Here is a 26,978-nt window from a genome sequence, read left to right as displayed (position 1 = left end):
GGAGTGGGTTTTGGGCGGTTACCGAACATAGATTGGTCGGGGTTTTGTGCTGAATAGGCTGGCCTTATCGCGAGCAAGCTCGCTCCCACAGGTGATCGGATTCTTCCTGAACAAACTCGGTCAACTGTGGGAGTGAGCTTGCTCGCGATGGCGCCAGCCGCCAAACCACATTTTCCCGCAGCCAACAAAAAGCCCACCAATCGGTGGGCTTCTTGTGTTCAAAGCGCTATCAGAACAATTTCAACTTCGGCGCTTCTTCTTTCAACGGCTCGGTTTTGGCGGTTTGCTCGTTCCAGCCACCACCCAGTGCCTTGTACAGATTGACCGCGCTGACCAGCTGCGACAGACGATCGGTGATCAGCACTTGTTGCGCGCTGAACAACTGACGCTGGGCGTCGAGGAAGGTCAGGTTGCTGTCGACACCAATGCGATAACGACGCTCGGCCAGACGGTAGTAGTCCTGGTTGGCGGTGACGAAATCACGCTGCGCCTGCAACTGATCGGTGTAGGTCTGGCGCGCGGCCAGGCCGTCGGCGACTTCCTGGAAGGCCGTTTGAATGGACTTCTCGTAGTTCGCCACGCCGATGTCTTTCTGGATTTTCGAATAATCCAGGCTGGCGCGCAGGCTGCCGGCGTTGAAGATCGGCAGGTTGATCTGCGGCGAGAACAACCACGTCCCCGAACCACCCTTGAACAGGCCGGACAAGTCCGGGCTCAGGGTCCCGGCATTGGCGGTCAGGCTGATGCTCGGGAAGAACGCTGCACGCGCCGCGCCGATGTTGGCGTTAGCCGCTTTCAGGTTGTATTCGGCTTGCAGGATGTCCGGACGGCGTTGCAGCAAGTCCGACGGCAAGCCGGCCGGGACTTCGCTGAGCAGATCGTCCGACAGCGGCTTGGAAGCCGGCAGATTGCCCGGCAGGCCAGTGCCGAGCAGCAGCACCAGACTGTTTTCGTCCTGCGCGACTTGGCGGGTGTACTTGGCCAATTGCGCACGGGCGTTTTCCACCGAGGTACGCGACTGCGCCAGGTCCAGGGCCGAGGCGACCCCCACTTCGTTGCTGCGCGAGGTCAGCTTGAAGCTTTCCTCGAACGCGCCGAGGGTGTCCTGGGTCAGCTTCAGCAGTTCTTTGTCGGCCTGCCAGGTCAGATAAGCGTTGGCAACGTTGGCCACCAGGCTGATCTGCGTACTGCGGCGCGCTTCTTCAGTGGCGAAGTATTGCTGCAAGGCTTGTTCGCTGAGGCTGCGAACGCGACCGAACAGGTCGAGTTCATAAGCGCTGATGCCCACGGTCGCCGAGTAGGAACTGGAAATACCCGCTTCGCCGGTTTGCGAGGCGCGGGCCGGAAGCCGCTGACGGCTGCCGCTGCCATTGGCCGAAACCGCCGGATACAAATCGGCACGCTGGATGCGGTACTGCGCCGCGTATGCGTCGATGTTCAGCGCCGCGACACGCAGGTCGCGGTTGTTTTCCAGGGCAACCTGGATCATCTGCTGCAGGGCCGGGTCATGGAAAAACTGCTTCCAGCCCTGTTCCGCCGCAGCCTGGCCAGGCGCCTTGGCCGGCGAATACGCCGGCCCTTGCGGGTACTGGCCTGCCACCGGGGCGGCAGGCTGCTGATAGTCAGGAATCAGCGAGCAGCCACCGAGCACGAACGCGGCAACAGCTAGGGAGAGTAGCGACTTGCTCATTGGCCAGCCTCTTTAGGAGTTTCAGGTGCGTCATCCTGATCAGCGTTTTTGCGCTGGCCAATGGACGACACCGTAACGAAGAACAGTGGGACCCAGAAGATCGCCAGGATCGTGGCCGTGAGCATACCGCCAATTACCCCGGTACCGATCGCATGCTGGCTACCCGAGCCTGCGCCCGTGGAAATCGCCAGCGGCACCACGCCGAGGACGAAGGCGAGCGAGGTCATGATGATCGGTCGCAGACGCATCCGGCAGGCTTCGATCGCCGCATCGCGCAGGCTTCGGCCCTGCTCATGCAGCTCCTTGGCGAATTCGACGATCAGAATAGCGTTTTTCGCCGCCAGACCAATAGTCGTCAACAGCCCCACCTGGAAGTACACGTCGTTGGACAAACCGCGCAGACTGGTGGCCATCAGCGCACCGATGATCCCCAGCGGCACCACGAGCATGACCGCGATCGGAATCGACCAACTTTCATACAACGCCGCCAGACACAGGAACACCATCAGCAGCGACAAGGCATACAACGCAGGCGCTTGCGAGCCGGACAAGCGTTCTTCATACGACAGACCGGTCCAGGAAATGCCCACGCCCGCCGGCAGTTTCTTCGCCAGCGCTTCGACTTCGGCCATCGCTTCACCGGTGGAATAACCCGGTGCCGGAGCCCCGAGGATTTCCATCGCTTCTACGCCGTTGTAACGCGAGAGCTTCGGCGCACCGTAAATCCACTCACCTTTGGCGAACGCGGAGAACGGCACCATGGTCCCTTCGGAGTTGCGCACGTACCACTTCTTCACATCTTCCGGGCTCATCCGCGAACCCGGCTGACCTTGCACGTAAACCTTCTTCACCCGACCACGGTCGATGAAGTCGTTGACGTAGCTACTGCCCAAGGCAATCGACAAGGTGTTGTTGATGTCGGTAAGCGTGATGCCCAGCGCGCTGGCCTTCTCGTCATCGATGTCGAGCTGGTATTGCGGCTCGTCGTTCAGACCGTTCGGACGCACTTGCGCGAGGACTTTGCTTTGCGCCGCCATCCCGAGGAACTGGTTACGCGCGGCCATCAACTTGTCGTGACCGATACCGGCGCGGTCCTGCAGGAACACGTCGAAACCGGTGGCGTTACCCAATTCGAGTACCGCCGGTGGCGCGAAGGCAAACACCATGGCATCACGGAACGTGAAGAAGTGCTGCTGCGCGCGCTCCGCCAGTTTGAACACGCTGTTGTCAGCGTTACGTTCGTCCCACGGCTTGAGCATGATGAACGCCATACCGGAGCTCTGACCACGACCGGCGAAGTTGAAGCCGTTGACGGTAAACACCGAGGCCACAGCATCGCCTTCACCGCCGTCCTTGGTCGGACGCAGGAGGAATTCACGCATTTCGTCGACGACCACTTGCGTACGCTGGGCGCTGGAACCGGCCGGCGTTTGCACTTGGGCGAACAGTACGCCCTGGTCTTCTTCCGGCAGGAACGCCGTTGGAATGCGCGTGAACAGCCAGATCATGCCGACCACGATAATCAGGTAGGCCAACAGGTACGGGGCCTTGTGCGTGAGCATACTGCCGACGCCACGCTCGTAGCTTTTGACACCACGGTCGAAACTGCGGTTGAACCAGCCAAAGAAGCCGCGCTTCGGTGTGCCGTGCTCGCCTTTCGGAATCGCCTTGAGCATGGTCGCGCAGAGTGCCGGGGTGAAGATCAGGGCAACCAGTACCGACAACGCCATCGCCGAAACGATAGTGATCGAGAACTGTTTGTAGATCACACCAGTCGAGCCGCTGAAGAACGCCATCGGCAGCAGTACCGCCGAGAGCACCAGCGCAATACCGACCAGCGCGCCCTGGATCTGGCCCATGGATTTCTTCGTCGCTTCCTTGGGCGAGAGGCCTTCCTCGCTCATCACCCGTTCGACGTTTTCCACCACCACAATCGCATCGTCCACCAGCAAGCCGATGGCCAGCACCATGCCGAACATGGTCAGGGTGTTAATGCTGAAACCGAATGCCGCGAGGATCCCGAACGTACCCAGCAATACCACCGGCACAGTCATCGTGGTGATGACGGTGGCGCGGAAGTTCTGCAGGAACAGGAACATCACCAGGAACACCAGCACGATCGCTTCGACCAGGGTTTCAACAACGCCCTTGATCGACTCGGTCACCACCGGGGTGGTGTCGTACGGGAACACCACTTCCATCCCTTGCGGGAAGAATGGCTTGAGGGTTTCGATGGTGTTGCGCAGGGCTTTAGCGGTGTCGAGGGCGTTCGCGCCGTTGGCCAGTTTGACCGCCAGACCGGATGCCGGGCTGCCGTTGAACTGGGCGCTGATCGAGTAGTTTTCACCACCCAGCGCAACATCGGCAACATCACCGACGCGTACTTGCGAGCCGTCCTTGTTGACCTTCAGCAGGATCGCCTTGAACTGCTCGGCAGTTTGCAGGCGCGTCTTGCCGATGATCGTTGCGTTCAGCTGCTGGCCTTGTACGGCAGGCAAGCCACCGAGTTGACCGGAAGAAACTTGAACGTTCTGCGCGGCGATCGCGGTTTTCACGTCCACCGGGGTCAGGTTGTAGTTGTTCAACTTGGCCGGGTCGAGCCAGATGCGCATCGCGTACTGGGCACCGAAGACCTGGAAGTCACCGACACCGGCGGTCCGCGAGATCGGGTCCTGCATGTTCGACACGATGTAGTTGGACAAGTCGTCCTTGGTCATGCTGCCGTCGCGCGACACCACGCCGATCACCATCAGGAAGTTCTTCACTGCCTTGGTGACGCGGATCCCCTGTTGCTGCACTTCTTGCGGCAGCAGCGGGGTGGCCAGGTTCAGTTTGTTCTGGACCTGAACCTGCGCGGTATCGGAGTTGGTGCCCTGCTCGAAGGTTGCGGTAATGGTCATGCTGCCGTCGGAGTTACTTTCCGAGGCGACATAACGCAGGTTATCGATACCGTTGAGCTGTTGCTCGATGACCTGCACCACGGTGTCCTGCACGGTTTGTGCGGACGCGCCTGGGTAGGTCACCTGGATCGCAATGGCCGGAGGCGCAATGCTCGGGTATTGGTTGATCGGCAGTTTGAGGATCGAGAGTGCCCCGACCAACATGATCACCAGGGCAATCACCCAGGCGAAAATTGGACGGTCGATAAAGAATTTCGACATGGTTTACTCCCCTTTGCCGCTGGAAGCCTTATCAGCTGCCTGTGCGGGGGCCGGGCTCTTCGCGCCAACGTTAGTCGCTTCACTGACTTTAACTTCGACGCCAGGTTTGACGTATTGCAGCCCTTCGGTGATCAGTCGATCGCCTTCCTTGAGGCCATCTTCGATCAGCCACTGGGTGCCCACGGTGCGGCTGGCCTTGAGTTGGCGCAGCTCGACCTTGTTGTCGGCACCGACGACCATCGCGGTCGGCGTGCCTTTGAGGTCGCGGGTCACGCCTTGCTGTGGCGCCAGAATCGCTGCGGCGTTGACGCCGGCCTGCAACTGGGCGTGCACGAACATGCCTGGCAGCAGCGTGTGATCCGGGTTCGGGAACACTGCACGCAAAGTGACGGAACCGGTGGTCTGGTCAACCGAGACTTCGGAGAACTCGAGTTTGCCCGGCTGCGCGTATTCACTGCCGTCTTCCAGGGTCAGTTTGACCGCTGCCGAGTTGTCGCCAGACTTTTGCAGGCGCCCGCTTTCCAGTTCGCGGCGCAGCTCAAGCAGCTCGACCGAGGATTGGGTGACGTCGACGTAGATCGGGTCGAGTTGCTGGATCACCGCCATCGCATCGGTCTGGCCATTGGTGACCAGCGCGCCTTCGGTCACCGAAGAGCGGCCGATACGCCCGGAGATCGGCGCGTAGACCTTGGTGTAGCGCACGTTGATCTGGGCCGTTTGCAGGGTCGCTTCCGATTGCAGGCGATTGGCCTGGGCGGTGTCGAATTCCTGGCGGCTGACCGCTTGTTCTTTCACCAACTGCTGATAGCGATCGGAGATCGATTTGGTCTGCTGCAGGTTGGCCTGAGCGCTTTTCAGCGTCGCTTCATAGACCGACGGATCGATCTGATACAGCTGCTGGCCAGCCTTGACGTCTGCCCCTTCCTTGAACAGACGCTTGAGGATGATGCCATTGACCTGTGGACGAACTTCGGCGACGCGGTACGCGCTGGTACGCCCCGGAAGTTCTGATGTCAGGGTAAAGGCTTGAGCTTTCAAGGTGACGACGCCGACCTGAGGGGCGGGAGGGGCAGGCGGTGCCTCTTCCTTTTTACATCCGCTGAGCAGCGATGCCAGGGCGACGGCAGTGACCAGAGCGGTAACAGCTGGCTTGAATTGCATGAAGATCCTCGGGTCAGGCGCGCAAGACACGCACCAGAAATGTGGAAGGGTAAAAAATGTGCGCTGAGTGGATAAGTAGCTTGCTAAGCAATATACTTACGTTCATGGTTGTTTGTAAACACCCTGGCTGCGTATCCTCATCGCTACAAAAGCCGTTCAAGGGTTGGAATTGTAGGCCGGGGACGACGCCCAAGAGCGCTTGCCCCACTTTTATTCAGCGCATGTTCAGGCATCGCTGAGGCATCCTGATTGAGGTTGTACTGCCATGGTTCGTCGTACCAAAGAGGAAGCTCAGGAAACCCGGAGCCAGATACTCGAAGCGGCCGAGAAAGCCTTTTTTGAAAGGGGCGTGGCGCGCACGACGCTGGCCGATATTGCCTCGCTGGCCGGCGTGACGCGCGGGGCCATCTATTGGCATTTCAGCAACAAGGCGGACTTGGTGCAGGCCATGCTCAATACCTTGCAGGAGCCGCTGGATGAAATGGCCCGGGCCAGTGAAAGCGAGGACGAACTCGATCCGTTGGGCTGGATGCGCAAGCTGCTGATTCATTTGTTTCAGCAAGTTGCTCTGGACCCGAAGACCCGACGCATCAATGAGATTTTGTTTCATAAGTGCGAATTCACCGATGAAATGTGTGATCTGCGCCAACAGCGGCGGGCGGTCAGCCTCGACTGCAACGTACGAATCGCGCTGGCATTGACCAACGCGGTGAATCGCGGGCAGTTGCCCGAAGACCTCGACACGGTCCGCGCGGCGGTCAGCCTGCATGCCTACATCGACGGCATCCTCTATCAGTGGCTGCTGGCGCCCGACAGCTTCGAGCTGGCGGCCGAGGCCGAGCGTTGGGTCGATACAGGATTGGACATGCTGCGCTTGAGCCCCAGCCTGCGCAAATGAAAAAAGCGCAATAAAACCCGCTGTGTCCTCGATCACGGCGGACGAGGAATGTGTCCTCGCCGCACAGTGTGGCAGTGGTGTGCATTTATATACGTCTGGCGGCCTGCTTCACAGGCAATCGCCAGCGAATTTTGTAGGAAATTTGTTTCGCTTCAGTGAAGAACCGTGAAAAGCGTCTATGCAAACTCAGAATTCCCTGCGGCGCGAGTCATTCGTGCCTATGACCAATTCAAGGCTGTAGCTGAAGGGGGCCTTGCCCATGGTCGATGCGTTGAGCTGGCAGCGATTCTCGCCGTCAGTCACGCCTGAAGATCGCACAGTATAAGTTCGCTTGGCGATCAAGTCCGGCTCGAGGAAACTTATCAGTTCGAAACCTGGCTGCGTCACGCTCAATCGAGTGCTGACGGTGCAACGCAACCCATCATGCGTTTCATAGGTCAACGTAGTTGTCATCGGACCGCGATTTTTCAAACCGACAAATCGCGAGTTGCGAAAAGAAAAATCCCAGTCTCCCTGGATCTTCATTCGCTCGGTTGTACCGGGACCGACATTGTAGGCCGTTAATGGCCGTTGGGGTTGGCCATCGTTACTTGTATAACTGATCAGTTTTAGTGTGCCGTAAGTTTCGTTGACGATGTTGATGTCAACCACCGGGTTGCCGGGTGCTGCCATTACGGAATTTGTTGCAAGTAAAGTAAGCAGAGCTGCACAGCCGCGAATGCCAGATAGTTTCATTGTTTTACGTCCTTGTAGTTGGCGGGATTATTGGATGAAGAATTCAACAGCCGAGCTGTAGAGAGAAGTTCTATCAACGGCATGAATCAACGTTGAACAGTCTGCCTCTTCTTCGCCAACAGAGCGTGCAGTGCCGGCAAAGTGAGTGCGGATGCCATCGTTACCGCCGTGTTCGTATTTGGCTTTGGTCCACGTGGTGAATTCGCAGACCTTATCGCCAGCGGCGTAGGTGTACGTTGCAGTGAGGGTAATGAGCGGTTGGAGAAATGTGCTGAAGTGGAAAGGGTTCTCGCTGGTGAAGTTGAGCGTTTGGTTGGCGCTGACTACGGGGTTCTGTTCGGGATCGACCTCGCGACCATGCGCCTCGATCAGCTCTGCTGTATCGCCGGTGCGATTGGTGATGTACAGGTTAATAGTCGTGGTGTTGTCATCTACATAATGAAGGGTCCGGGGTGAGCCATCAGCCGCGAGTGAAGCATGTGCAAGTGTTCCGAGTGCAATAGCGGTGAATAGTTTGGTTTTGCTGATCATAAGTTATTCGCTGTGTTCAGAGATTATATAAGTGGGTTGGGCGCCTGTTTGTTTTTTAACATGAAAGAATCGCTGAGCACTATTTAATGCTGAGGCAAGTTGTTATTGGTTATTTCATCGAGTAGTTGGGTGTGACTTTTCAGGCGCCCATAAAAAAGCCACAACTCTAATGAGTCGTGGCTTTTGTTTGTCGCGCTGTAACGTTAGAGCGTCGGGTAGTCGATATAACCAACTGGGCCCTTGGCATAAAACAGTTCTGGGCGCGGCTCATTCAACGGCGCATCTGCTTTCAAACGCGCCGGCAGGTCCGGGTTGGCAATGAACGGCACGCCGAAGGCGACCGCATCGGCCTTGCCCGCGGCCAGCCACGCGTTGGCGCTGTCCTTGGTGAAGCGTTCGTTGGCGATGTAAGGGCCGCCGAAAGCTTCTTTCAGTTGTGGGCCGAGGCTGTCAGCGCCTTCTTTCTCGCGCGAGCAGATGAACGCGATGCCACGCTTGCCGAGTTCGCGAGCGACGTAGGTGAAGGTTTCGGACAAGTTGTCGTCGCCCATGTCATGCGAGTCGGCGCGCGGTGCCAAGTGCACACCAACGCGGCCGGCGCCCCAGACTTCGATCGCCGCGTCAGTCACTTCGAGCAGCAGGCGCGCACGGTTTTCCAGGGAGCCGCCGTACTCGTCGGTGCGCTGGTTGGTGCTGCTTTGCAGGAACTGGTCGAGCAGGTAGCCGTTGGCGCCGTGGATTTCCACGCCGTCAAACCCGGCAGCCTTGGCGTTTTCGGCACCGACGCGGTAAGCGTCAACAACGTCCGCGATTTCGGCGATTTCCAGCGCGCGCGGCGTTGGGTAATCGGCCATCGGGCGCACCAGGCTGACGTGACCTTTTGGCTGGATCGCGCTCGGGGCCACCGGTGCTTCGCCGTTCAGGTACGACGGGTGGGAAACCCGGCCGACGTGCCACAGTTGCAGGAAAATCTTGCCGCCCGCGCCGTGGATGGCTTTGGTCACGTTGGCCCAGCCACGCACTTGGTCGTTGGACCAGATGCCCGGGGTGTCCGGGTAGCCGACGCCCATCGGCGTTACCGAGGTGGCTTCGCTGAGGATCAGCCCGGCGGAGGCGCGCTGCACGTAGTATTCGGCCATCAGCGCGTTCGGCACGCGGCCTTCGTCGGCGCGGCAGCGGGTCAGCGGCGCCATGATGATGCGGTTGGCCAACTCGACGTCGCCCAGTTTGATCGGATCAAAAATTGTCGTCATGGAAAGCTCTCCAAATCAGTTCAGTAAAAATCAGTTAATACAAATCGCTTCAGTACAAATCAGTTGAGGAAACTCAGTTGGTCGCCGGCGCCAGGTCGGGGTTGGCGCCCTGACGGAAGGTGATCAGCGTCACCAGCAAGGCCAGCACCGCCAGTGCGGCTGCGGCGAGGGGCACGCTGGTCAGGCCGAAGCCGTGGGCGATGACGCTGCCGCCGACCCAGGCGCCGAGGGCGTTGCCGACGTTGAACGCGCCGATGTTCAGCGTGGAAACCAGGTTGGGCGCGGCTTTGCCGAAGGTCACCACGTTGATCTGCAGCGCCGGTACCGCAGCAAACGAGGCGGTGGCCCAGAGGAACAAAGTGATTTCGGTCGGGATCAGCGCGACGCTGGTCCAGGTCAGCACTGTGGAGACCACGGCCATCGAGATGAAGACGCCGATCAGCGTGGCGCCCAGGCGTTTGTCCGCCAGTTTGCCGCCGATGATGTTGCCGACGGTCAGGCCGAGGCCGATCAGCAGCAGGGTCCAGGTCACGCCTTTGGGCGAGACGCCGGTAACGTCGCCGAGCAGCGGCGCGACGTAGGTAAAGAGGGTGAACATCGACGCGGCGAACAGCGCGGTCATGCTCAACGACAGCCAGATGCCGGCGCCTTTGAGGGCGCGCAGTTCGGCGCGCATGTCGAGTTTCTCTTCATCGCGCTTGGCCGGGAGGAAGCGGATCAGGCCGATCAGCGCAATCACGCCGATCACGGTCACCGCCCAGAAGGTCGAACGCCAACCGGCTTCCTGACCCAGCGCGGTGCCCAGCGGTACGCCGAGGACGTTGGCCAAGGTCAAACCGGTGAACATCAGCGCCACAGCCGAGGCACGTTTGTTGGCCGGCACCAGGCCTGCCGCCACCACCGAACCGATGCCGAAGAACGCACCGTGGCACAGCGCAGTGACCACCCGGGCAAACATCAGCACGTTGTAGTCACTGGCCATCGCGCAGAGCAGGTTGCCGACGATGAAAATCCCCATCAATGCTACCAAAGCCGCTTTGCGCGGCAGGCGGGCGGTGGCCAGCGCCATGAACGGCGCACCGATGGCGACACCGAGGGCGTAACCGGTTACCAGCCAACCGGCGCCAGGAATCGACACACCGAGGTCAGCTGCAACATCGGGCAACAGGCCCATGATGACGAACTCGGTGGTGCCGATAGCGAAGGCGCTGAGGGCCAGAATGAGTAGCGAGAGGGGCATTGATTATTTCCTTGTCGGAGCGCTGAGCTCTTTGACGATGGCGTCGAGGGCCGCTTGAATCACGTCCTCGTTGCGTTTGAAGAAGTGCCATTGACCGGCTTTCTGGCTGCTGATCAGCCCGGCGCGTTGCAACGTCGCCAAATGTGCCGACACGGTCGACTGCGACAGGCCGCAGCGCTGGTCGATCTGCCCGGCGCAAATGCCGTATTCGTGGTTGTGCAACTGTTCGGGGAACTGCACCTTGGGGTCTTTCAGCCAGATGAGAATGTCTCGGCGTACTGGGTGTGCCAGGGCTTTTATTATTTCGTCGAGGTCAAGGGTCATGGTGTGGGCTCGTGATGAGTAAAACGCTATATCGCGATGAGGCGAACTTTAGATCGTCATATCCCGATATACCAATATGATTTCGATCTTACGATCAATTAAATCGGTATATCGGGTTATAACGATACGTCGGATGTTCTGAAGTAAAGCCGCAGTGCTAAGCTGCGCCCATGAACTATCTCGCACATCTGCACCTCGGTGGCCAGCGCCCCGGTCAACTGCTCGGCAGCCTCTACGGCGATTTCGTCAAGGGCCGGCTGCAAGGGCATTACCCACCGGAGATCGAAGCAGCGATTCACTTGCATCGGCGCATCGATGTTTTCACCGACCGCCATCCGTTGGTGGACATCGCCCTGTCACGATTTTCCGTAACCCGTCGGCGTTATGCCGGAATCGTCCTCGACGTGTTTTTCGACCATTGCCTGGCGCGGGACTGGAGGCTGTACGCGGATCAACCGCTGGCACAATTCACCTCGGGCGTTTACCAGGTGTTGTCCAGTGAGCCGCAACTGCCGGAACGCCTGGCGCAGATCGCGCCGCACATGGTGGCCAATGACTGGTTGGGTTCTTACGAGGAGTTCGAAGTGTTGTCGCAGGTGCTGCGCGGGATTTCGCGGCGCTTGAGCAAACCGGAAGAGCTGGCCGGGGCGATGCAGGAATTGCGCGTGTTGTATGAACCGTTGAGCGAGGATTTCCGGTTGTTCTATCCGCAGCTTCAGGATTTCGCCAATAACCGCTAATACGCATTACCTGTAGGAGCGAGACTTGCCCGCGAAGAACGATGACGCGGTGTATCAGCTACACCGCGGCGTTCCCTTCGCGGGCAAGCCTCGCTCCTACAAAAAGCATTACGCGGCGATAAGTTCGCCGACGCGCCGCGGTTCGGCAGGTTTCGTCACTTCACCAAACAACGCCCGCTGCACCGCCTGCTGCGCTTCAAACGCCAGCGCCGCGCGTTCACGTCCTTCGCAGGCAATCGGCTTGAGCAAGTGAATCTCCACTTCGCCCTGATCATTGGCAAACAGACGCATCAGGTGCGAGAGCAAATCATCGTCGCCAATAAACGGCGCCAGCCGATCGATCTCGCCGTCGCGCAGGTAACGAATCGCCACCGGTTGCATCGGCACTTCGGCGTCAATCGCCGCTGACAGCAAGCGGCCATGGAAAGTACGCAACGAGCGGCCGTCAGTGGTGGTGCCTTCCGGGAACATCAGCAGCGGATGCGCCTGTTGCAGGTGACGGGTCATCTGTTTGCGAATCAACTGGCTGTCGCCCGCACCGCGGCGGATAAACAGACTGCCAGCCTTGGCCGCCAGCCACCCGGCGACGGGCCAGGTGCGCACTTCGGCTTTCGACAGAAACGACAGCGGCGTGATCATCCCGAGCAACGGAATGTCAGTCCACGACACATGATTGCTGACCCACAGCATCGGCGCTTTCGGCAATTCGCCGTGCACCGTCACGCGAAAGGGCAGGGCATTGCTCAGGCGCCTCATGAAAAACCGCGACCAGCGCTGGCGCCGAACCATCGAATGCGCAATCCCGGCGCGTTCGAACAGCCCGAACACGCTGGCCATGGTCAACCCCAGCGCCACCACCAACAGCACTCGCGCAATTCGCGCGTACACCCGCAGGCGGCCCATTACATGGCTGCCTTGAAGTGACGGGCGTAGCGCGGGCAGAGTTCGTCGCGCTTGAGCAGGATGAACACGTCGGCCACTTGGAAATCTTCGTCCCAGCACGGCTCGCCGCAGATCTTCGCGCCGAGGCGCATGTAGGCCTTGAGCAGCGGCGGCATTTCGGCGATGACGTTGGAAGGAATATCCAGCGTCGGCAGCGGTTTTTTCGGCTCGGCGCGCAGGTGTTCGGTGCACAGATAACGTTCGCGCAAACGCTGCATGATCGCGTGCGCCTGAATCCCGCCGTCCTGCATCGGAATGCTCGCGCAGCCCATCAAATAGCTGTAGCCGCCCTGATTGAGGACTTCGGCCAATTCGCCCCAGAGCACGGCGATGGTGCCGCCATTGCGGTAAGCCGGGTCGACGCAGGTGCGGCCGATTTCGAGGATCGGGCCTTTGAGATGCACCAGCCCGTGCAAGCTGAATTCTTCTTCGCTGTAGAACTTGCCGAGGCTGCTGGCGGCGGTGTGATCGAGCAATCGGGTGGTCGCGACCAAACGGCCGCTGTTCAAATCACGCACGCCGATGTGGGCGCAGTGAACATCATAATCATCCATGTCCAGACCGCGTTCGGCGCCTTTCAGTTTGGCGTTGAACTCGCCGCTGAATACGTTGAAACGCAAGGCCTGGGCTTCCTGCAAGGCCTCGCTGCCGATCAGGCGTTCGGCTTGCAGGCGGCGTTCATTGCCGGTGTCGCTGATGCGGGCGATCTGAGTCATTGCGAATCTCCGTACGGGCCGTTCACCCGTCGTGGGTTGCAGCCGATCGACTTTCTTTATGCAGCCGTGTTGTGCAAAGTCAGGCTATGTAGCCCCGGTGTCATCGCCATGAAGCTTTGGTGATGCTTATATGACAGCCCACGAGGAGCCTCTGATGCCTTGGCAAACCCTGTTGAATGGTCGCGAACGCTTGCCCGCCAATGCCGATCTGGCCGAAGGTTTTTCGAGCTTGTTGCAACAGTTGGGCGCGGTCACTGCGTTTGAATTGGCCGTCGCCGGCGGGCGATTGATGGCGACGCCGGGGCTGGCGTTTCTGGTCGGTTATCAAGCGGCGCTGCGCATGCTCTGGCCGAGCGCGCCGCCCAGCCTCGGTGCTTTGTGCGCGACCGAACAGCGCAGCCTGCGCCCGGCAGACATGCAAACCCGGCTCAGCGATCTGCGCCTTGATGGCCGCAAGGATTTCGTCACCGCAGGCGATGCCGCCGACTGGTTGCTGATCGCCGCGCGCAGCGAAAAATCCGGCGAAGTGCCTCGCTTGAGTCTGGCGGTGGTTTATCCCGGCGAACCGGGCGTGCGGCTGGAAAAACTGCCGGCCATCGCGCTGATGCCGGACATCAGCCACGGCCGGGTATTTCTCGATAACGCGGTGTGTGAATTGCTCGCCGGCGATGGCTGGGACGCTTACGTCAAACCGTTCCGCACGTTAGAAGACATCTATGTGCTGAGCGCGTTGAGTGCCTGGCTGTATGGCGTCGGTCAGGACAGCGACTGGCCGCAACACCTGCGTTTGCGTTTGCTGGCGTTGCTCGCCGGCTGCGCCGAGGTCAGCCGGCAAGCGCCGAGCAGTGCGGCGACGCATGTACTGCTGGGTGGGTTGTTTGCGCAGTTTGATGCGCTCAAAAGTGAGATCAACCAAGCGATGGCCAGCGGCCCGGCAGAGTGGGCGGCGATGTGGCAGCGTGATCAAGCGGTGATGGATCTGGCGGCGGGGGCGCGGTCGAAGCGCTTGGCCAAAGCGTTGACTGGATTTGCGTTGGACTGACTGGCCTCTTCGCGGGCAAGCCTCGCTCCTGCAATGGCAATGCATAGCCCCTGTAGGAGCGAGGCTTGCCGCGAAGGCGTCCTTATCGACAACACACATTCGGAACTGTAACCAACCTCAACTAGGCTCAGCAGATTCTTCCCCCGAGCCATCGCCATGTTCAAAGGCTTGCCGCTGCTTTTCATCCTCCTGCTCAGCACCCCGGCCCTCGCCGAAAACTGGCCCGCCGAGCAGTGGCCCAACGGCGCGCAAATCACCGGCCCGGCACTTCAAGCTTTGGAATCCTACGCCTTCGCGCCTCGCGATGACGCCACCCGAACCGGCGTGCGCACCGACGCCTTGCTGGTGATCCGCGACGGCCAATTGATCTACGAACGCTATGCCGGCGCGACCACCGCCGACACGCCGCACCTGACCTGGTCGATCAGCAAAAGCCTGATGGCCACGGTGTTGGGCGTGGCGTATGGCGAGGGGTTGTTCACGTTGCAGGATCCGGTGGTGAAGTTTTACCCCGCGCTGAACAACCCGGCGATCACCCTCGCCGACTTGCTGCACTGGGCCTCCGGCCTCGACTGGCAGGAAGACTACGAATACGCGCCGCTTAAATCTTCGGTGGTTGCCATGCTTTACACCCGCGGTCATGCCGACATGGCCGCGTTCACCGCTGCGCACGACAGCTTTGCTCAGCCGGGGCAGGCGTTTCGTTATTCCAGTGGCGACAGCAACCTGCTCGCGGCCGCGCTGAAAAGCATGGTCGGGCCGAGCCGGTATGCGGACTATCCGTGGACCGCGCTGTTCGCGCCGCTGGGCATTCGCCATGCGGTGTGGGAGCGTGATGCCACTGGGACGTTCGTTGCTTCGTCCTATGCCTACCTGACCGCGCGGGATCTGGCGCGGATCGGGCTGCTGATGGCGCGTGACGGGCGCTGGCACGATCGGCAATTGCTGCCCAGGGATTGGGTCGCTTTCAATCTGCAACCCTTTGCCGGATATCGCGCCAGTCAGGATGAAGCGGTGCCCGGCGGCCATTGGTGGCTCAATCGCGAAGTCGATGGCGCGGCGCGACCGTGGCCCGACGCGCCCGCCGATACCTTCGCCGCGTTGGGGCACTGGGGGCAGGCGCTTTACGTGATTCCCAGTGAACAGTTGGTGATCGTGCGTTATGGCGATGATCGCGACGGCACGTATCGGCATAACGATTTGTTGAAGCTGGCAATGAAGGCATTTGCGGCGAAGGTGCAGCCATGAGCGGGTTTGTCCGGCGGCGTCCATTCCGCAGTTTTTTTCTGTTGCTGCTGATGTTGCTGCTGATGTGGCTGGCGGGCTGGATCTGGCGCGAGCGGGTGGCGCTGTGGGCGTTCCCGGACATCATCAGCGCCTACACCGCCAAGGAATATTGCTCGTGCCGCTATGTGATGAACAATGACGCCGGGTATTGCCTGGGTTATGTGAAGCAGTGGTTGCCGTTCAGTGGGTTTGTCGATGATGAGGCGGCCAGACGCGTGACCGTCAGCGGCATGGGGCGCAGCAACAGCGCGCAGTGGATCGGCGAGCGCCAAGGCTGCCGCTTGCAACCTTGAGGGCGGCGCGCTTCGGTGGGAGCAAGGCTTGGCCGCGAGGACATTTCAGGGATGCCATCGCGGGCAAGCCTTGCTCCCACACTCTTTTCATCTTCGAGGTTTGCAACGCGTCCATGCCCGGTTAAGGTTCGCTCAGGTTTATCTGCCCCACGGGTCTTTATGTTCAACCGTTCCCTCTGCAAAACCCTCACTTTTGTGCTGCTGGCCGCTACCTCACTGGCGGCGCGTGCGGATTGGTATCTGGACGGCGAGTCATCGCGGCTGTCGTTCATCAGCACCAAGAACGCCAATATTTCTGAAGTGCAGCGCTTCCTGGTGCTGCACGGCAAGGTCGATCCCAAAGGGCTGGCGCAGGTCGAAGTCGAGATGGAATCGGTGAACAGCGGCATCCCCTTGCGTGACGAGCGCATGCGCAAGGATCTGTTCGACATCAAGAACTTCCCCGAAGCGCTGATCAGCGCGCAAATCGATCTGCGCCCGATCAACGATCTGGCGCCCGGCGCGCAGCTGGAATTGCGTTTGCCGGTGACCGTCAACCTTCGCGGCAAACAACACGAATACAACGCCGAGTTGCTCGCGACTCGCCTCGATGATCGGCGCTTTCAAGTGGTGACGCTGGAACCGCTGGTGATCAACGCGGCAGATTTTGATCTGGCGCCGGGGCTCGAAGGCTTGCGCAACGTTGCAGGTTTGTCGGCCATCAGTCTGTCGGTGCCGGTGAGTGCGGTGCTGATTTTTACGGCGCGCTGAGATGACCGGAGCCGTATTCCCCTGGCGTGAAGGCAATCGCTTTGAGTTGCTGGTCGATGGCCCGGAGTTTTTCCCGCGCATGTTGGCGGCGATTGCCCGCGCCGAAGAACAGGTCGAGCTGGAACTGTATCTGGTCGAGGCGGGTGCCTGCGCCGAGGCCATGGTGGTGGCGTTGGTCGAAGCCGCCGAGCGCGGGGTTCGCGTGCGGTGTCTGTTCGATGATTACGGCAGCCTGGCGTTTACCCTGAACTTGCGTCAGCGCTTGAATGCGGCGGGGGTGGAGCTGCGTTTTTACAATCGCCTGAGTTGGCGGCGTTGGGTCGGCAACTTTTATCGCGATCACCGCAAGTTGTTGTTGGTCGATCAGCGTTTGGCAGTGGTGGGCGGCACGGGCGTCACCGATGAGTTCTGGACGCCGGGCGAAGACACCAGCGAGTGGCACGAGGTGATGGTGGAAATCGTCGGCCCGCTGGTGCTCGACTGGCAGTTGCTGTTCGATCGGCAATGGATCGCCAACCGCCATCGCCGCGCCTGGAAACCCGCCGCGCATTTCGGCCTGCCACGTCTGCCGCGCGTGCCGTCGGTGGGCGAGGGCATGGGCCGGGTGGCGTATGCCGACGCCCGTCAGCACCGCGACATTCTGCAATCGCTGTTCCGCGCGCTGAACAGTGGGCAGAAGCGCATCTGGCTGGCCACGCCGTATTTCCTGCCGACCTGGAAAGTCCGCCGCTCGTTACGCAAAGCGGCGGCGCGCGGCATCGACGTGCGCCTGCTGCTGACCGGGCCGCGCACCGATCACCCGTCGGTGCGCTACGCCGGCCATCGTTATTACCCGCGATTGCTGCGTGCCGGGGTGAAAATCTTCGAATATCAGCCGTGCTTCCTGCACCTGAAGATGGTCTTGGTCGACGATTGGGTGAGCATCGGTTCGTGCAACTTCGACCACTGGAATCTGCGCTTCAACCTCGAAGCCAACCTTGAGGCGCTCGACCCCGCACTGACGGCGGCAGTGGTTGCGAGTTTTGACAAAGACTTTGCGCTGAGCCAGGAAGTCAGCCTCGAAGCCTGGAAACGCCGCCCGCTCTGGCGCCGGGTCAAGCAAAGGATCTGGGGCTGGGTCGATCGACTCGTGGTCAACATGCTCGACCGCCGCGGCTGACCGCCACCCCCATCCCCTGTAGGAGCAAAGCTTGCTCGCGATGGCGGTGTGGCAGCCAACGAAGATGCTGAATGTACCGGCCTCATCGCGAGCAAGCTCGGCTCCCACAGGGGATTTGTGCCGGGCACAGAATTGGGCAGCGCCCCCCGTAGGAGCAAAGCTTGCTCGCGATGGCGGTGTGGCAGTCAACGAAGATGCTGAATGTGCCGGCCTCATCGCGAGCAGGCTCACTCCTACAAGGGATCAGTGCTGGGCATAGAATTGGGTGATGCCCAAAATCGACTGTGGGAGCAAAGCTTGCTCGCGATGGCGGTGTGGCAGTCAACGAAGATGCTGAATGTGCCGGCCTCATCGCGAGCAAGCTCGGCTCCCACAGGGGGTTTGTGCCGGACAGAGAATTGGGTGATGCCCAAAATCTCCTGTGGGAGCGAGCTTGCTCGCGATGGCGGTGTGGCAGTCAACAAAGATGTTGAATGGACCGGCCTCATCGCGAGCAAGCTCGGCTCCCACAGGGGATTTGTGCCGGGCACAGAATTGGGTGATGCCCAAAATCTCCTGTGGGAGCGAGCTTGCTCGCGATGGCTGTTTAACATTCAACAAATAGGCTGAATGTGTCGGCCAAATCGCGAGCAAGCTCGCTCCCACAGGTTTTGTGGCGGATGGTGGATCAGAGCAGCTCAAAGCTCTGTTGCGTCACGTCCTGGCTATCCAGGCCGATTTGCACGTTGAATTTGCCGGGTTCGGCGGCGTATTTGACCTGGGCGTTGAAGAACTTCAGGTCGTCTTCGGTAATGGTGAAGTGCACGACTTTCTGTTCGCCGGCCTTGAGCATTATTTTCTGGAAGTTTTTCAGTTCCTTGACCGGGCGGATCATCGAGCCGGTGACGTCCTGGATGTACAGCTGCACCACGGTTTCGCCGTCACGTTTGCCAGTGTTTTTCAACATCACACTGGCGTCGAGCTTGCCGGTCTTGTTCAGCGTGGTCGACGACAGCGCCATGTCGCTCAGGCTGAAATCGGTGTAGCTCAAACCAAAACCGAACGGATACAGCGGCCCGGTGGTGTCATCGAAATACTGCGAAGTGTAGTTGCCCGGTTTGCCCGGCGTGAATGGCCGGCCAACGCTCAGGTGGTTGTAGTAAGTCGGAATCTGCCCGACCGAACGCGGGAAGGTGATCGGCAGCTTGCCCGACGGGTTGTAATCGCCGAACAACACGTCGGCAATCGCATTGCCACCTTCAGTGCCGCTGAACCAGGTTTCCAGAATCGCGTCAGCCTGCTCGTTTTCTTCGAGAATCGACAACGGCCGGCCGTTCATCAACACCAGCACCAACGGCTTGCCGGTGGCCTTCAGTGCCTTGATCAGGTCACGCTGACTGGCCGGGATGTTCAGGTCGGTGCGGCTCGACGATTCGTGCGACATGCCACGCGATTCGCCGACCGCCGCCACCACCACGTCGGCATCCTTGGCGGCTTTCACCGCTTCATCGATCAACACCTGAGGCGAACGCGGATCGTCCACCACTTCCGGCGCGTCGAAGTTGAGGAAGTTGAGGTAATCGAGGACTTTCTTGTCGCCGGTGATATTGGCGCCACGCGCATAAATCAGCGTCGCTTTATCGGCGACCGCCGCGTTCATGCCGTCAAACAAGGTCACCGATTGCGCCGGGCGCCCAGCGGCGGCCCAACTGCCCATCATGTCGATCGGCGCTTTGGCCAATGGACCGACCAAGGCAATTTTCGCGGTTTTGCGCAGCGGCAATGTCTGGTTCTGATTCTTCAGCAACACGAGACTGCGGCGCGCGACATCACGCGCTTCGGGGCGATGCAAACGGCTTTCGGCGTAAGTGTCGACCGGGTCGTCCTCAGCCTTGCCAATTCGCAGGTACGGGTCCTTGAACAGGCCCATGTCGTACTTGGCCGCGAGCACTTCGCGTACCGCATTGTCGATGTCCTTCTGCTCGATTTCGCCAGCCTTCAACAGCCCCGGCAGCTCTTTGCCGTAGAGCGTGTCGTTCATACTCATGTCGATGCCGGCCTTGATCGCCAGCTTCGCCGCTTCGCGTCCGTCACGGGCGACGCCGTGTTTGATCAGCTCGAAAATCGCCCCGTGGTCACTCACGGCCAAACCTTTGAAGCCCCAATCCTTGCGCAACAGGTCGTTCATCAACCAGGTGTTGGCGGTGGCCGGAATGCCGTTGATCGAGTTCAGCGCGACCATCACGCCACCCGCGCCGGCGTCAATCGCGGCGCGGTAGGGCGGCAGGTAATCCTGATACATCTTCACCGGGCTCATGTCGACGATGTTGTAGTCGCGACCGCCCTCGACCGCGCCGTACAAGGCGAAATGCTTGACGCTGGCCATGATGCTGTCGGCCGCGTTGGCGCCCTGGCCCTGGAAGGCCTTGACCATCACTCCGGCAATGCGCGACACCAGATAAGTGTCTTCACCAAAACCTTCGGAGGTGCGGCCCCAGCGCGGGTCGCGGGAGATATCGACCATCGGCGCAAACGTGATGTCGAGGCTGTCGGCCGCCGCTTCCTTGGCGGCAATGCGCCCGGAACGGGCAATCGCGTCCATGTCCCAGCTCGATGCCAATGCCAGGCTGATCGGGAAAATCGTCCGATGGCCGTGGATCACGTCATATGCGAAAAACATCGGGATCTTCAGACGGCTGCGCATCGCCGCGTCCTGCATCGGACGGTTTTCGGCGCGGGTGATCGAGTTGAACGTGCCACCGATATTGCCGGCGGCGATCTCCTTGCGGATCATCTCGCGCGGCATTTCCGGGCCGATGCTGATCAGGCGCAATTGGCCGATCTTTTCATCGAGGGTCATTTGCTTCATCAGGTCAGTGATGAAGGCGTCCTTGTTCTCCAGAGATGTGCGGTTCTCCAGAGATGTGGATTTATCGAGAGGTGTGGATTTATCGAGAGGTGCAGGGGTCGTGGCGGCCAGTAGGGTAGAACTGGCCAGGCTGACGAACAGGCCCAGCAAACACAGCTTCTTCATGAATGATTTTCTCGAAAGCCTAAACGGCAGTGGATACGCGCCGGTCAGCTAAAAATTAGGGAGCGACTATTGTTGTTCGTGTTGTTCAAGCATTTGTTGTTCGAGCTTGTTCGAGCATTGCTCGGGAAAATACAGCAAACTTGCGAGCTGTTTTTTCAGAGCTGCTTTTTAAACTGCAGTTTTTTCTGAACTGTTTATCGCGCTGGGCATCTTTTAGCCCATTGGCTCAATGCAATCCAGTGGTGGCCGCAGATTATGCCTTAATGGCTCGGTTTCACGCCGCTGGATGTTTTTTCAATGGAATGTACACAGGAGCATCACTTTCATGAATGTCCGACTCAACTATCGATCGAGCCTGCACGTCGCCGCGCTGATGCTGTTGACGTCGCTGCTGGCCGGCTGCGGCATCAACACCATTCCGACCCTCGACGAACAGGCCAAAGCCGCCTGGGGCCAGGTGCAGAACCAGTATCAACGGCGCGCCGACCTGATCCCCAACTTGGTGGAAACCGTCAAGGGTTACGCCAAGCATGAGCAGGACACCCTGACGGCGGTGATCGAGGCACGGGCCAAGGCGACTTCGATCCAGGTCGATGCCAGCACGCTCGACAACCCGGAAAAACTCAAACAGTTCCAGCAAGCGCAGGATCAGCTGACCGGCGCGTTGAGCCGTCTGATGGTGGTGTCCGAGCGTTACCCGGACCTGAAAGCCAACCAGAACTTCCTCGCCTTGCAATCGCAACTCGAAGGCACGGAAAACCGTATTGCCGTGGCGCGCCGCGACTTCATCCTCGCCGTGCAGAAATACAACACCGAAATCCGCACCTTCCCAGGTCGTCTGTGGCACAGCGTGATGTACAGCGACTTGCCGATCCGCGAGACCTTCGAGGCGACCAGCCCGGATGCCGATAAAGCGCCGCAAGTGAAGTTCTGATGCGTGGCGTACAGCGCGCGCTGCAAGGCGCGCTGCTGTCGCTGTGGCTGGCAGGCAGCTGCGCCGTGATGGCGCAGCCGCAGGTTGCAACACCCACGGACGGGTTGAATGTGCTTCAGGCGCAACCCGTTTCGCAGGTCGAGCCGCCACCGGTCGCCGCGACGCCCGTAGCGCTGCAAAGCCTGTTCCCCAAGCTGACCGGGCGCGTCGTCGATACGGCGCAATTGCTTACACCTTCGGCCGCGCTGTACCTCACGCAGATGCTTGAGCGCCTGGAACAGTCGACCACCGATCAAGTCGTCGTGGTCACTGTCCCCAGCCTCGGCGGTTACAGCATCGAAGAGTTTGGTGTGGAACTGGGCCGGCATTGGGGCATCGGCCAGAAGGACAAAAACAATGGCGTGCTGCTGTTGGTGGCGCGCGACGATCGCAAAGTGAGGATCGAAGTCGGCTACGGACTTGAAGGGCCGCTCAACGACATATCGGCGGCGATGATCATTCAGAACTCGATCATTCCGTACTTCAAGGATGATCTGTATTCGTCGGGGATCATCGCCGGGACGACCTCGATCGTGCGCCTGCTCGGGCCAGCGGCGGACCGGATGATGGTTTACCACACTGCGGACAAGGGCTGGCTGGCAAACATCGAATGGTTCGGCGTAGTGCGAGTGCTGTTCTTTACCGTGTTGATCGGCATTCCGTTCGCGGTGTTTGCCTGGTCATGGCGCGATGAGGGCGATCCGTTTCGGCCGAAGTCCAAAGAACAGAAAGCAGCCGAAAAAGCAGCTAAGAAAGCAGCCAAGAAAGAAGCCGCGCTACGCGAGGCGAGAACGCCCAAGCCTGACAAGAGCTGGAGTTTCAGTTTTGGCAGCTCGGGGCCTCGGGACATCGATTCGATCACTTCGAGTTCGAGCTCGAGCAGTTTCAGCGGGGGAGGTGGCAGTTTTGGCGGTGGCGGTGCTTCCGGCAGTTGGTAGCGCGCCGGGTCAATTATTCAGGAAGAGGTGCTGATGGGAATCGTCAAATACGCCCTGGTGTTAATGCTTTGGGTGGTCGCGGTCACGGCTCAGGCCGAACTGAAATTTCCGCCGCTGACCGGGCGGGTGGTCGACAACGCGCAGATGATCGAGCCGACCGTGCGCGAGCAGTTGACGCAGCAGTTGCAGGCCCACGAGGCCTCGACCGGCGAGCAACTGGTGGTGGTGACCCTGGCGGATTTGCAGGGCACCGACATTGCCGATTTCGGCTATCAGCTTGGGCGCGCCTGGGGCATTGGGCAGAAGGACAAGAACAACGGCGCGCTGCTGATCGTCGCTCGTGATGAGCGCAAGTTGCGCATCGAAGTCGGCTATGGCCTGGAAGATCGGCTTACCGACGCGCAGAGTTCGGTGATCATCAATCAGGTGATCACCCCCGCGTTCAAAACCGGCAACTTCAGCAAAGGCATCAGCGACGGTGTGGCCGCGATGCTGGTGGTGCTGGGCGGCAATCCGCTGGACGAGCCTTCGACGGTGTATGAGTCCAGCGGCAGCGAAGAAAGCGATTTCATCTCGCGCCATCCGGGGCTGTTTATCTTCCTGGTGATGCTGTTCATCGTCACCGTGTTCATCTGCCAGATGCTCGGCATTTTGCCGGCCGGTCGCGGTGGTTCGGGCGGTTCCAGTGGCGGTTTCGGCGGTGGCGGATTTGGTGGCGGCGGTTCGTCTGGCGGCTGGTGATGATGCGGCCAATAAAAATATCAGGGAACAGGCATTTATAACCATGGCATTACTGACTGAACACGAACAACGCAAAGTCGCCGAGGCGATTGCCCGGGTCGAGCGCGAAACCGACGCCGAACTGGTCACCGTGCTCGCGGCGCGCGCCGACGATTACACCTACATTCCGCTGCTGTGGGCCAGTTTGCTGGCCCTGGTGGTACCGGGCGTCGTGCATTACCTGACCGGCGCATTGACGCTCAACCTGTTGTTGATGGTGCAGTGGTCGAGTTTTATCGTGCTGTGCCTGTTGTTTCGGATCCCGGCGATTACCACGCGTCTGATCCCGCGTTCGGTGCGCCATTGGCGCGCGTCGAACCTGGCTCGCCGACAGTTTCTGGAGCAGAACCTGCACCACACCGTTGGCAGCACCGGCGTGCTGATTTTTGTCAGCGAGGCCGAGCGTTATGTGGAGATTCTGGTGGACGAGGGGATTTCCAAGCGGCTGGACAACCAGAGCTGGGAAGTGATTGTCGCGGCGTTCACCCGCCAGGTGAAACAGGGCCAGACGCTGCAGGGTTTTGTGACCTGCATCGAGGCCTGCGGCGAATTGCTCAAAGTGCACGTGCCGGCGACGCAGCAGAAGAATGAGCTGCCGAACCGCTTGGTGGTGTTGCGCTGACACCCCCCAACCCCCTGTAGCAGCTGCCGAGCCCGCGAGGCTGCGTCCGGCTGCGAAGCAGTCGTAAAACCGCACACCCGGTATTGCAGAAAAACCGCGTGCCCCGTTCACGACTGCTGCGCAGCCGAACGCAGCCTCGCAGGCTCGGCAGCTGCTACAGGAACACGCCGTTGGGGAAATTAGCCGTGCCCTTGCGGCGCATCCCCCCTAAAATACCCGCCATTCCCGATTCGCTCCGCCCGAGGCCGTTTTTCCCATGTCTGTTACCGCCACTCCCGCCAGCCTCGCGCCGGACCATCACGCCCAGTTCATCGACCTGCTGCAAACCAGCCTCGACGACAACGCGTTCATCAAACTGGTGCTGGCCAAGTACGTCGGCGGCGAAGCGGATTTGCAGCGGCTGATCATCAAGCAACTGACGGTCAAGGATCAGCCGTGCCTGTCCTTCGTTTATCGCTACAAAACCCGCGACATCACCAAGAACTTGCCGTTGACCGAAGGCGTGGCGGCGATTGCCGCGCTGTTGCCGGAGTCGTTCAAAAATGCGCATTTGCTGGCGCTGACCGATGAAGCGCAGCTCGAGTACAGCAAAAAGGGCAGATCTTCGCTGTTCAAGAGCAAACCTCAGCAATTGCGCGAAGTGCCGTCCGCCGAGCACAACCGCGAGAAGAACCGTTTTCTCGACCTGAACCGGCCGTTCCTCGCTGACCTTGGCGTGACCAACAGCAAGCACGAGCTGATCCCGGCGATGTCGCGCAAGTGGAAGCAGATCAACAAATTCATCGAAGTCTTCAGCCATGCCCTGACCACCTCGCCACTGGCGCTGGACAAACCGGTGCGGGTGGCGGACTTCGGTTCGGGCAAGGGCTACCTGACGTTCGCGATTCACGATTACCTGCGCAACACGCTGAACGCCGAGGGCGAAGTCACCGGCGTCGAGTTGCGCGAAGAAATGGTCAACCTGTGCAACGCCGCTGCCGCCAAGCTTGAGCATCCGGGGCTGGTGTTCAAGTGCGGCGATGTGCGCAGCGTGGCGCCGAGCGAACTCGACGTGATGATCGCCCTGCATGCCTGCGACATCGCCACCGACTACGCGATTCACACCGGCATTCGTTCCGGGGCGTCGATCATCATGTGCTCGCCGTGCTGCCACAAACAGATTCGCCTGCAAATCCAGAGCCCGGCGCTGCTCAAACCGATGCTGCAATACGGTTTGCACCTCGGCCAACAGGCGGAAATGGTCACCGACAGCTTGCGTGCGCTGTTCCTAGAAGCGTGTGGTTACGAAACCAAGGTCTTCGAGTTCATCTCACTCGACCACACCAACAAGAACAAGATGATCCTCGCGGTCAAACGCTCCGAACCGCAGGACCCGGCGCAGTTGCTGGTGAAGATTCAAGAGCTGAAGGATTTTTACCAGATCAGCGAACATTGCCTGGAAACGTTGCTGCGGGCTGACGGCTACCTCTGAACACCACGCCTCTGTAGGAGCCAGACTTGCCGGCGAAGGCGTCCTTGAAATCGCCATCGCCCTGTGGGAGCAAGCTTTGCTCCCACAGGGCTGGGTTTATGCGGGGGCAGTTTGGGCCGCCTGACTACTGCCGGCGCCGCTGATCAGCGCATAGTTTTCCTCAGCTTCTGTGGGGAGGGGGCAAGCCCCTCTCGATAAAAACCGTGTTGCCCGTAGTAGCTGGTTATTACCCGCCTCAGAAGATTCGGACTACCGTGGACACTCCAAACGCCCACGTATTCCCAGAGGAGTCCTCCCCATGGCTGCCAAGAAAATCCTCATGCTGGTCGGCGATTACGTCGAAGATTACGAAGTGATGGTGCCGTTCCAGGCACTGCTGATGGTTGGCCACAGTGTGCACGCCGTGTGCCCGGACAAAAGCGCCGGGCAGACCGTGCGCACCGCGATCCACGACTTCGAAGGCGACCAGACCTACAGCGAAAAACCCGGTCACCTGTTTGCCCTGAACTTCGACTTCGCCAAGGTTAACGCCGCCGATTACGACGCGCTGCTGGTGCCGGGCGGTCGTGCGCCGGAGTACCTGCGGCTGAACGAAAAAGTCCTGCAACTTGTGCGAGATTTCGACCAGGCCGGCAAGCCGATCGCCGCCGTCTGCCACGGCGCGCAATTGCTCGCCGCCGCCGGCATTCTTCAGGGTCGCGAATGCAGCGCCTACCCGGCCTGCGCGCCGGAAGTGCGACTGGCCGGAGGTACGTTCATCGATATCGCGGTGACGGATGCGCACGTTCAAGGCAATCTGGCGACTGCCCCCGCGTGGCCAGCGCACCCGAGCTGGCTGGCCGCTTTCCTCGGTTTGCTGGGCACCACCATCACGCTGTAACGAGGGACTTTGCATGTGCGAGCTCTACGTCAAAGCCGATCCGATCCTCTACGAATCGCGCTCCCGCTCGCTGCGCATCTGCGGCGTGGTCACCACGCTGCGCCTTGAAAATCAGTTCTGGGACATCCTCAGCGAAATCGCCGAGGTCGACGGCATGACCACCAACCAGTTGATCGCCAAGCTCTATGAAGAGGTGATGGACTACCGCGGCGAAGTGGTGAATTTTGCGTCGTTTCTGCGGGTGAGTTGCATGCGGTATTTGTCGCAGCGGCGGGTGGTGGCGCCGGAGTTGTCGGTGGTGCGCAGTTCGGTGAAGTAGTCGAAATCGCCTTCGCGGGCAAGCCTCGCTCCTACAGGTTCGGCGTGTTCCTGTGTAGGA

At 60.0% G+C, this 26,978-nt stretch carries 25 protein-coding genes; 14 read left to right on the top strand and 11 right to left on the bottom strand.

The genetic code is table 11. The features are described from left to right. Positions 1-229: 229 nt before the first annotated feature. The 3 genes from emhC to BI292_RS18475 are packed head-to-tail and all read right to left on the bottom strand — an operon-like array spanning position 230 to position 6,012. Positions 230-1,690 (bottom strand): efflux RND transporter outer membrane subunit EmhC, encoded by a 1,461-nt coding sequence (gene emhC, locus BI292_RS18485; RefSeq protein WP_101208719.1) that lies wholly within the window; start codon positions 1,688-1,690, stop codon positions 230-232. Continuing rightward, positions 1,687-4,851, bottom strand: a complete 3,165-nt coding sequence (gene emhB / locus BI292_RS18480; protein ID WP_092272046.1) for an efflux RND transporter permease subunit EmhB — start codon at positions 4,849-4,851, stop codon at positions 1,687-1,689. The genes emhC and emhB overlap by 4 nt, the downstream gene beginning before the upstream one ends. Positions 4,852-4,854: 3 nt before the next feature. Then, the gene (locus BI292_RS18475) at positions 4,855-6,012 is read right to left on the bottom strand and encodes an efflux RND transporter periplasmic adaptor subunit (protein WP_101208718.1); all 1,158 of its coding nucleotides are present in this window, start codon (positions 6,010-6,012) and stop codon (positions 4,855-4,857) included. Positions 6,013-6,277: 265 nt separating this feature from the next. On the opposite strand from BI292_RS18475, the gene emhR reads away from it, so the two are divergent. Beyond that, the gene (gene emhR, locus BI292_RS18470; protein ID WP_092272040.1) at positions 6,278-6,910 is read left to right on the top strand and encodes an efflux system transcriptional repressor EmhR; all 633 of its coding nucleotides are present in this window, start codon (positions 6,278-6,280) and stop codon (positions 6,908-6,910) included. 186 nt (positions 6,911-7,096) lie between these two features. On the opposite strand, the gene BI292_RS18465 is transcribed toward emhR, so the two are convergent. From BI292_RS18465 to BI292_RS18445, 5 genes are all read right to left on the bottom strand, one after another. Beyond that, on the bottom strand, positions 7,097-7,645 hold the full coding sequence (locus BI292_RS18465) for a hypothetical protein (protein WP_101208717.1): 549 nt from the start codon (positions 7,643-7,645) through the stop codon (positions 7,097-7,099). 27 nt (positions 7,646-7,672) lie between these two features. Then, complete coding sequence (locus BI292_RS18460) at positions 7,673-8,176, bottom strand: hypothetical protein (protein WP_101208716.1); 504 nt, start codon at positions 8,174-8,176, stop codon at positions 7,673-7,675. Positions 8,177-8,379: 203 nt separating this feature from the next. After that, entirely contained in the window at positions 8,380-9,429 is a 1,050-nt protein-coding gene (locus BI292_RS18455; RefSeq protein WP_092272029.1) for an alkene reductase, read from the bottom strand. A 73-nt stretch (positions 9,430-9,502) separates the two neighbouring features. Then, positions 9,503-10,669 (bottom strand): MFS transporter, encoded by a 1,167-nt coding sequence (locus BI292_RS18450; RefSeq protein ID WP_092272026.1) that lies wholly within the window; start codon positions 10,667-10,669, stop codon positions 9,503-9,505. 3 nt (positions 10,670-10,672) lie between these two features. Next, positions 10,673-10,993: a helix-turn-helix transcriptional regulator gene (locus tag BI292_RS18445; protein WP_092272023.1), complete on the bottom strand. Its 321-nt coding sequence runs from the start codon at positions 10,991-10,993 to the stop codon at positions 10,673-10,675. A 170-nt stretch (positions 10,994-11,163) separates the two neighbouring features. Here BI292_RS18445 and BI292_RS18440 point away from each other — a divergent pair, with 170 nt between their 5' ends. Continuing rightward, complete coding sequence (locus BI292_RS18440; protein WP_092272020.1) at positions 11,164-11,733, top strand: ACP phosphodiesterase; 570 nt, start codon at positions 11,164-11,166, stop codon at positions 11,731-11,733. Positions 11,734-11,841: 108 nt separating this feature from the next. On the opposite strand, the gene BI292_RS18435 is transcribed toward BI292_RS18440, so the two are convergent. Together BI292_RS18435 and olsB are read right to left on the bottom strand one after the other, a co-directional pair. Further along, positions 11,842-12,636: a 1-acyl-sn-glycerol-3-phosphate acyltransferase gene (locus tag BI292_RS18435; RefSeq protein ID WP_101208715.1), complete on the bottom strand. Its 795-nt coding sequence runs from the start codon at positions 12,634-12,636 to the stop codon at positions 11,842-11,844. Continuing rightward, positions 12,636-13,391, bottom strand: a complete 756-nt coding sequence (gene olsB / locus BI292_RS18430) for an L-ornithine N(alpha)-acyltransferase (protein ID WP_092272014.1) — start codon at positions 13,389-13,391, stop codon at positions 12,636-12,638. Before olsB ends, BI292_RS18435 begins: the two co-directional genes overlap by 1 nt. Positions 13,392-13,545: 154 nt before the next feature. Between olsB and BI292_RS18425 the strand changes: the two genes are divergently transcribed. The 5 genes from BI292_RS18425 to BI292_RS18405 all read left to right on the top strand — a co-directional run bounded on the left by BI292_RS18425 (position 13,546) and on the right by BI292_RS18405 (position 17,922). Further along, positions 13,546-14,433 carry an acyl-CoA dehydrogenase gene (locus BI292_RS18425; protein ID WP_101208714.1) on the top strand — a complete coding sequence of 296 codons (888 nt, stop codon included), beginning with the start codon at positions 13,546-13,548 and terminating at the stop codon, positions 14,431-14,433. Between the two features lie 156 nt (positions 14,434-14,589). Continuing rightward, entirely contained in the window at positions 14,590-15,681 is a 1,092-nt protein-coding gene (locus tag BI292_RS18420; protein ID WP_101208713.1) for a serine hydrolase, read from the top strand. Continuing rightward, positions 15,678-16,013 (top strand): amidase, encoded by a 336-nt coding sequence (locus BI292_RS18415; RefSeq protein WP_101208712.1) that lies wholly within the window; start codon positions 15,678-15,680, stop codon positions 16,011-16,013. Before BI292_RS18420 ends, BI292_RS18415 begins: the two co-directional genes overlap by 4 nt. Before the next feature lie 159 nt (positions 16,014-16,172). Continuing rightward, positions 16,173-16,763 carry a YceI family protein gene (locus tag BI292_RS18410; RefSeq protein WP_101208711.1) on the top strand — a complete coding sequence of 197 codons (591 nt, stop codon included), beginning with the start codon at positions 16,173-16,175 and terminating at the stop codon, positions 16,761-16,763. Position 16,764: 1 nt separating this feature from the next. Further along, complete coding sequence (locus BI292_RS18405) at positions 16,765-17,922, top strand: phosphatidylserine/phosphatidylglycerophosphate/cardiolipin synthase family protein (RefSeq protein WP_101208710.1); 1,158 nt, start codon at positions 16,765-16,767, stop codon at positions 17,920-17,922. Between the two features lie 667 nt (positions 17,923-18,589). On the opposite strand, the gene bglX is transcribed toward BI292_RS18405, so the two are convergent. Beyond that, positions 18,590-20,935: a beta-glucosidase BglX gene (bglX, locus tag BI292_RS18390; RefSeq protein ID WP_101208707.1), complete on the bottom strand. Its 2,346-nt coding sequence runs from the start codon at positions 20,933-20,935 to the stop codon at positions 18,590-18,592. Positions 20,936-21,260: 325 nt separating this feature from the next. Between bglX and BI292_RS18385 the strand changes: the two genes are divergently transcribed. The 7 genes from BI292_RS18385 (at position 21,261) to BI292_RS18355 (ending at position 26,918) form a co-directional block, all read left to right on the top strand. Continuing rightward, a complete protein-coding gene (locus BI292_RS18385) occupies positions 21,261-21,869 on the top strand; it encodes a LemA family protein (RefSeq protein WP_092271992.1) in 609 nt (202 codons plus the stop codon). Continuing rightward, positions 21,869-22,846 carry a YgcG family protein gene (locus BI292_RS29350; protein ID WP_101208706.1) on the top strand — a complete coding sequence of 326 codons (978 nt, stop codon included), beginning with the start codon at positions 21,869-21,871 and terminating at the stop codon, positions 22,844-22,846. The genes BI292_RS18385 and BI292_RS29350 overlap by 1 nt, the downstream gene beginning before the upstream one ends. Positions 22,847-22,879: 33 nt before the next feature. Next, positions 22,880-23,587 carry a YgcG family protein gene (locus BI292_RS18375; RefSeq protein WP_101208705.1) on the top strand — a complete coding sequence of 236 codons (708 nt, stop codon included), beginning with the start codon at positions 22,880-22,882 and terminating at the stop codon, positions 23,585-23,587. Between the two features lie 43 nt (positions 23,588-23,630). After that, entirely contained in the window at positions 23,631-24,248 is a 618-nt protein-coding gene (locus tag BI292_RS18370) for a TPM domain-containing protein (protein ID WP_101208704.1), read from the top strand. A 256-nt stretch (positions 24,249-24,504) separates the two neighbouring features. Further along, positions 24,505-25,719, top strand: coding sequence for an SAM-dependent methyltransferase (locus tag BI292_RS18365; protein WP_101208703.1), 1,215 nt, complete (start codon positions 24,505-24,507; stop codon positions 25,717-25,719). A gap of 298 nt (positions 25,720-26,017) precedes the next feature. Next, positions 26,018-26,599: a DJ-1/PfpI family protein gene (locus BI292_RS18360; protein ID WP_101208702.1), complete on the top strand. Its 582-nt coding sequence runs from the start codon at positions 26,018-26,020 to the stop codon at positions 26,597-26,599. 13 nt (positions 26,600-26,612) lie between these two features. Further along, the gene (locus BI292_RS18355; RefSeq protein ID WP_092271975.1) at positions 26,613-26,918 is read left to right on the top strand and encodes a ribbon-helix-helix domain-containing protein; all 306 of its coding nucleotides are present in this window, start codon (positions 26,613-26,615) and stop codon (positions 26,916-26,918) included. Positions 26,919-26,978: the final 60 nt, after the last annotated feature.

The organism is Pseudomonas sp. 43NM1 (assembly GCF_002836905.1).
GTDB classification, from domain to species: Bacteria; Pseudomonadota; Gammaproteobacteria; order Pseudomonadales; family Pseudomonadaceae; genus Aquipseudomonas; species Aquipseudomonas prosekii.
This window is presented reverse-complemented; position numbering and strand designations above follow the sequence as displayed.

Bases quoted from the DNA above. Each gene is read 5' to 3' on its own strand.
- BI292_RS18460 (WP_101208716.1), bottom strand. From the start codon at position 8,176: ATGATCAGCAAAACCAAACTATTCACCGCTATTGCACTCGGAACACTT.
- BI292_RS18385 (WP_092271992.1), top strand. From the start codon at position 21,261: ATGAATGTCCGACTCAACTATCGATCGAGCCTGCACGTCGCCGCGCTG.
- BI292_RS18435 (WP_101208715.1), bottom strand. From the start codon at position 12,636: ATGGGCCGCCTGCGGGTGTACGCGCGAATTGCGCGAGTGCTGTTGGTG.
- BI292_RS18360 (WP_101208702.1), top strand. From the start codon at position 26,018: ATGGCTGCCAAGAAAATCCTCATGCTGGTCGGCGATTACGTCGAAGAT.
- BI292_RS18410 (WP_101208711.1), top strand. From the start codon at position 16,173: ATGTTCAACCGTTCCCTCTGCAAAACCCTCACTTTTGTGCTGCTGGCC.
- BI292_RS18415 (WP_101208712.1), top strand. From the start codon at position 15,678: ATGAGCGGGTTTGTCCGGCGGCGTCCATTCCGCAGTTTTTTTCTGTTG.
- BI292_RS18375 (WP_101208705.1), top strand. From the start codon at position 22,880: ATGGGAATCGTCAAATACGCCCTGGTGTTAATGCTTTGGGTGGTCGCG.
- BI292_RS18450 (WP_092272026.1), bottom strand. From the start codon at position 10,669: ATGCCCCTCTCGCTACTCATTCTGGCCCTCAGCGCCTTCGCTATCGGC.
- BI292_RS18465 (WP_101208717.1), bottom strand. From the start codon at position 7,645: ATGAAACTATCTGGCATTCGCGGCTGTGCAGCTCTGCTTACTTTACTT.
- BI292_RS18370 (WP_101208704.1), top strand. From the start codon at position 23,631: ATGGCATTACTGACTGAACACGAACAACGCAAAGTCGCCGAGGCGATT.
- BI292_RS18440 (WP_092272020.1), top strand. From the start codon at position 11,164: ATGAACTATCTCGCACATCTGCACCTCGGTGGCCAGCGCCCCGGTCAA.
- BI292_RS18405 (WP_101208710.1), top strand. From the start codon at position 16,765: ATGACCGGAGCCGTATTCCCCTGGCGTGAAGGCAATCGCTTTGAGTTG.
- emhC (WP_101208719.1), bottom strand. From the start codon at position 1,690: ATGAGCAAGTCGCTACTCTCCCTAGCTGTTGCCGCGTTCGTGCTCGGT.
- olsB (WP_092272014.1), bottom strand. From the start codon at position 13,391: ATGACTCAGATCGCCCGCATCAGCGACACCGGCAATGAACGCCGCCTG.
- BI292_RS18475 (WP_101208718.1), bottom strand. From the start codon at position 6,012: ATGCAATTCAAGCCAGCTGTTACCGCTCTGGTCACTGCCGTCGCCCTG.
- BI292_RS29350 (WP_101208706.1), top strand. From the start codon at position 21,869: ATGCGTGGCGTACAGCGCGCGCTGCAAGGCGCGCTGCTGTCGCTGTGG.
- bglX (WP_101208707.1), bottom strand. From the start codon at position 20,935: ATGAAGAAGCTGTGTTTGCTGGGCCTGTTCGTCAGCCTGGCCAGTTCT.
- BI292_RS18365 (WP_101208703.1), top strand. From the start codon at position 24,505: ATGTCTGTTACCGCCACTCCCGCCAGCCTCGCGCCGGACCATCACGCC.
- BI292_RS18420 (WP_101208713.1), top strand. From the start codon at position 14,590: ATGTTCAAAGGCTTGCCGCTGCTTTTCATCCTCCTGCTCAGCACCCCG.
- BI292_RS18455 (WP_092272029.1), bottom strand. From the start codon at position 9,429: ATGACGACAATTTTTGATCCGATCAAACTGGGCGACGTCGAGTTGGCC.
- emhR (WP_092272040.1), top strand. From the start codon at position 6,278: ATGGTTCGTCGTACCAAAGAGGAAGCTCAGGAAACCCGGAGCCAGATA.
- BI292_RS18355 (WP_092271975.1), top strand. From the start codon at position 26,613: ATGTGCGAGCTCTACGTCAAAGCCGATCCGATCCTCTACGAATCGCGC.
- BI292_RS18445 (WP_092272023.1), bottom strand. From the start codon at position 10,993: ATGACCCTTGACCTCGACGAAATAATAAAAGCCCTGGCACACCCAGTA.
- BI292_RS18425 (WP_101208714.1), top strand. From the start codon at position 13,546: ATGCCTTGGCAAACCCTGTTGAATGGTCGCGAACGCTTGCCCGCCAAT.
- emhB (WP_092272046.1), bottom strand. From the start codon at position 4,851: ATGTCGAAATTCTTTATCGACCGTCCAATTTTCGCCTGGGTGATTGCC.